This is a genomic window from Ruania albidiflava DSM 18029 (assembly GCF_000421225.1).
Lineage (GTDB): Bacteria > Actinomycetota > Actinomycetes > Actinomycetales > Beutenbergiaceae > Ruania > Ruania albidiflava.
This window is the reverse complement of record NZ_ATWL01000043.1, coordinates 1-4065: the sequence shown is the minus strand read 5'-3', so window position 1 is coordinate 4065 and position 4065 is coordinate 1. Positions and strand designations below refer to the sequence as shown.

The 4065-nt window shown below is 69.1% G+C and carries 4 protein-coding genes; 3 read left to right on the top strand and 1 reads right to left on the bottom strand.

Features of this window, described 5'->3' with window-relative positions:
- Positions 1-200 precede the first annotated feature (200 nt).
- Positions 201-1085: a hypothetical protein gene (locus tag K338_RS0119330; protein WP_022919782.1), complete on the top strand. Its 885-nt coding sequence runs from the start codon at positions 201-203 to the stop codon at positions 1083-1085.
- Here K338_RS0119330 and K338_RS0119325 read toward each other — a convergent pair.
- The gene (locus K338_RS0119325) at positions 1042-1659 is read right to left on the bottom strand and encodes a TetR/AcrR family transcriptional regulator (protein ID WP_022919781.1); all 618 of its coding nucleotides are present in this window, start codon (positions 1657-1659) and stop codon (positions 1042-1044) included. The two genes, K338_RS0119330 and K338_RS0119325, sit on opposite strands and share 44 nt — an antisense overlap.
- A 74-nt stretch (positions 1660-1733) precedes the next feature.
- Here K338_RS0119325 and K338_RS0119320 point away from each other — a divergent pair, with 74 nt between their 5' ends.
- Together K338_RS0119320 and K338_RS0119315 are read left to right on the top strand one after the other, a co-directional pair.
- Positions 1734-2486, top strand: a complete 753-nt coding sequence (locus K338_RS0119320; protein WP_022919780.1) for an SDR family oxidoreductase — start codon at positions 1734-1736, stop codon at positions 2484-2486.
- A complete protein-coding gene (locus tag K338_RS0119315; RefSeq protein WP_022919779.1) occupies positions 2483-3883 on the top strand; it encodes an MFS transporter in 1401 nt (466 codons plus the stop codon). The genes K338_RS0119320 and K338_RS0119315 overlap by 4 nt, the downstream gene beginning before the upstream one ends.
- Positions 3884-4065: the final 182 nt, after the last annotated feature.

Below are 4065 nucleotides of genomic sequence, written 5' to 3'. Positions count from 1 at the left end.
CGGCATCAAGAACATCAAACGCACCGGCCGCGGATTCAAAAACGCCGGCAACTACCGAACCCGTATCCTGCTGACCAGCGCCGCGAGAATGGCGGTGTGAACAACCATCACAGCAGCCCATTCACCACGAACCGCGTAGAGCCCCTTTCGTCGGTGAGTTCCTCCTCGGCAATATCGAACCTGTCCCATCCTCGTGGCTGGTGTCCGTGCTACCCCTGATCCTTCTCTACGGCGGTGGCGCGCTGGTGATTCGGGAGGTGACCCGGCGGCTCGGGCGCGGCTACCCGACCATGGCGCTGTTCGCCGTCGGCTACGCCCTGCTGGAGGAGGGGATCGTGCTGGGCACGCTGTTCAATCCGGAGTACCTCAACCTCGGCCTGCTCGAGTACGGCTGGATACCCGCGCTGGGCACCAGTCCGGTCTGGTCGGGTTATGTGCTCACCATCCACACGGTCTGGAGCATGCTCGTCCCCATCGTGCTCACCGAGCAGCTGTTCCGCACCCGCGCGCACCGACCCTTGCTGCGCACTCCCGGAACGGTCGCCGCGGTACTCGGGTTCCTGCTCGGGGCCGCAGTGGTCGGAATCGGCAACTACGTCACCTACGGGTTCTTCCCGAGCACAGTTCAAGGTGTCGGGGTGCTGGCTCTGATTGGCGCGACTGTCGTGGCCGGGCTACTGCTCCGGCCCTCGGCCGGCCCCGGTCTGCCGGGCAGTGCCCTGTCACCCCGTTCGACGGCGTTACTCACCGCGATCTGCAGCGCCCTGTTCGTGTTCAGCCAGGATCCGGTCGGTATCGGCTGGTCGGTTCCCCCCGCGGTCACGCGCGCGGTGATGGCCGTAGCCGCCGCTACCGAAGCAGTCAGCATCGGCCTCCTCGCGCGGCGCGAGGGATGGACCGAGCGGCACAGCCTGGCGGCCGCGACCGGCGCCATGGTCACCTACTGCTGGAACGGGTTTCTGGTGCAGTTCTCCATCCACGGCTTCACCGCGGCCGGGCTGGCGGCTCAGCTGGTGTTCGTGGCCCTCGCCCTCGCGCTGCTCATCGGGGCGTGGCGGCGGCAGGCTGCGGCCAGGCCTGCATAGCTGTGCGGACAGACGCCTCCAGGTCCGCGCGCGCCGCACCGTCACGAGCGAGAAGAGCGAGCCCCTGCCAGACGGAGACTGCATAGGTGGCGAGGCGGTCGGGATCGGCGTCCGAGGGCAGCGAACCTGCGGCGATGTCGGCCCGGATCCGCTCGCTGATCCGGTCCCGGACATGTGCGCGCCGCTGCCGCAGCCCGGCGGCGGTCTCGGCCGAGGCTGGGCTGTAGTTGGTAGCTCCGCTGATGATCAGGCAGCCGGGCGGGCGCCCGGGAAGGGTCTGCTGCCGCACTGCCCCGATCAGCAGCTGGGCCACCGCACTGCGAGAGTCGGGCTCATTCTGCAGTGCGGCCTCGATGTAGCCGCCGTAACGCTGGGCGTAGGCCTCAACCGCCTCCTCGAACAGGACCCGCTTGTTGGTGAAGGCGTGATACAGGCTCGGAGCGGCGATGCCCATGGCCTCGGTCAGGTCGCGGGTGGTCACGGCATCATACCCGCGCTCCCAGAACAGCAGCATCGCGCGCTCCAGGGCCGCGTCCCGGTCGAAGCTGCGTGGTCGTCCTGGTCGTGGCGTCATCCCCTTATTCTATAGCGTTTGGTCAATAATCGTGTACCGTCGCTCTATATCGATCGCTACACAATGGAGGAGACATGCGACTCGACGGTAGGACGGCACTGGTGACCGGCGGTGGACGGGGTATCGGAGCGGCGATCTCGAAGCGACTGGCTGCCGAAGGTGCGCGCGTCCTGGTGCACTACGCCACGCATGCCGAGGCGGCAGAGGACACTGCGGCCGCGGTACGCGCGGCCGGTGGCAGAGCCAGGACGATCGGCGTCCGGTTCGGCCTGGGTGACCCCGAGGAGGAGGCACGAGACCTCTGGCAGCGAGTGGACGCCGTCGCGGACGGGATCGACATCCTGGTGAACAATGCCGGGATCGCTGATCCGCGCGGAACGATCGAGACCACCGAGGCGACCGGGCTGGACCGGCTCTGGACGATCAACACGGCGGTGCCGTTCTTCGTCACCAAGCACGGGTTGGAGCGGCTCGTCGACGGCGGCCGGATCGTCAATCTGTCCGCTCACCTCACCGCGGGGGCTGCCCAGCCGGACCTGATCGCGTACACGATGACCAAAGCGGCGATCGACGCGTTCACGGCTGCTCTGGCCAAGCAGCTCGGTCCGCGTGGGATCACGGTCAACGCCGTGGCGCCCGGGCCGGTGGACACGGAGATGAACGCAGCCTGGCTCGGCGGGGCGCGGGAGATGGTGGCCGGGCTCTCGCCATTGGGTCGGCTGGCCGAAGGGACCGACATAGCCGACATCGTGGCGTTTCTGGCTTCCACGGACAGCCGCTGGGTGACCGGGCAGCGCATCGATGCCTCCGGTGGAGCATTGCTGTGACCTCGACGGCAGTGCGTGCCGAGCGGCGCGCCCGAGCGGGCTTCGTTGTGCTCGGTAGCATCGAGTTCCTCACCGTGATGGATGCCTCCGTCGTGAACATCGCGCTTCCGGTACTCCAGGAGGATCTCGGCTTGCGGGGATCGGCGGTGTCCTGGGTGGTGACGTGCTACCTGATCCCGTTCGCGGGAATGCTGCTGCTCGCCGGCCGCCTCGGGGATGTGCTGGGCCACCGCCGGCTCTTCCTCGCCGGTACGGGACTGTTCACCCTGGCCTCGGCCGGCTGCGCGCTGGCGAGCGAGTCCTGGCAGCTGCTGGTGGGGCGGGCCGTGCAGGGGGCGGGTGCGGCTCTGGTGGTTCCCGCCGCCTTGGCCCTGATCGCCACCTTGTTCGCCGACGGTCCACAGCGGCACCGAGCGCTGGCCATCCTCGGTGGGATGGGCGGGATCGCGGCCCCGGTCGGTCTGGTGCTCGGCGGCCTACTCGCCGATATCGACTGGTCCTGGATCTTCTGGGTGAACGTCCCCCTCGGCGTGGTGGTGCTGCTGCTCGCCCGGCGGGTGCTACCGATGCCCCCGCGGACACCGGCGCGGCTGGACGTCCTCGGTGGGGTGGCCGCCACCGCGGCGGTGGCGCTACTTGCCCTTGCCGTAGCTTCGCTCGCCGATCCGCTGCCTGTACCGGGAGCATGGGCTGCGGCCGGGGCGCTGGTGTGCGCCGCGATCGTGGTGTGGCGGCAACGCACGGCGGCCGAGCCACTCATCCCGCGTGGATTGCTGCGGCGGCGATCGGTGGCCGTGGGTGGAGCGCTCTTCGTGGTGGTCGGCACGATCCTGCTGGCCACGTTCTACGTGGTCACCCTGTACCTGCAGCAGGTGCGGGGACTGAGTCCGTCCGCCGCTACCGTGGCCTATCTGCCGCTGCCATTGGCCATGTTCGCCGGTACTCAACTCGCCCCGCGGCTGCTGAGGCGGGTGACGCCTCGCAACGTGCTCGGCGCCGGACTGGTGATCCAGAGTCTGTCCCTCGCGCTGTGGGCACAGACCAGCACGGCCTCGGGCAGCCTGGTGACCGCCCTGCTGCTCCCCGCGCTACCGTGGGCGTTCGCCCTGGGACTGTCCATCGTGACCTCGTTCGTGGTGTGCACGAACGGCATACCGGCATCGGCTGTCGGAGCAGCCTCCGGCCTGGCGACCAGTGCCTACCAAGGAGGTGGCGCCGTCGGGCTCGCCCTGATCGCCGCGCTGGCCGCGGCCACCAGCGAACGGCTCGGGAACACGGCGACGGCGGAGCTCGCCGGGCACCACTGGGCTCTGTGGGTCTTGGCGGTGCTGGCCGTGTTGGGTGCCCTGGGCACCCGGGCATTGCCGGGGCCGCCTTCTGGCACCGTGCCCAGCTGACTTGCCACATATCTGGGACGTCGGTCCGGCTGAGGCCGCACCACCGGGCCCTGTGCCTCGGGCTACCGGGCTGCTCGTGCCTCCTGCACGGCTCTCCGTGGTTCGTGGTGAAGGTGCCGGCCGCGCCGTAGAGAGGGAGGGGCTCGTGGCCCTGCTGTGATGGGTGTTGTCGGACATCCATC

Excerpts from the sequence above, each read along its gene's own strand:
- K338_RS0119325 (WP_022919781.1), bottom strand. The coding sequence starts at position 1,659 with ATGACGCCACGACCAGGACGACCACGCAGCTTCGACCGGGACGCGGCC.
- K338_RS0119320 (WP_022919780.1), top strand. The coding sequence starts at position 1,734 with ATGCGACTCGACGGTAGGACGGCACTGGTGACCGGCGGTGGACGGGGT.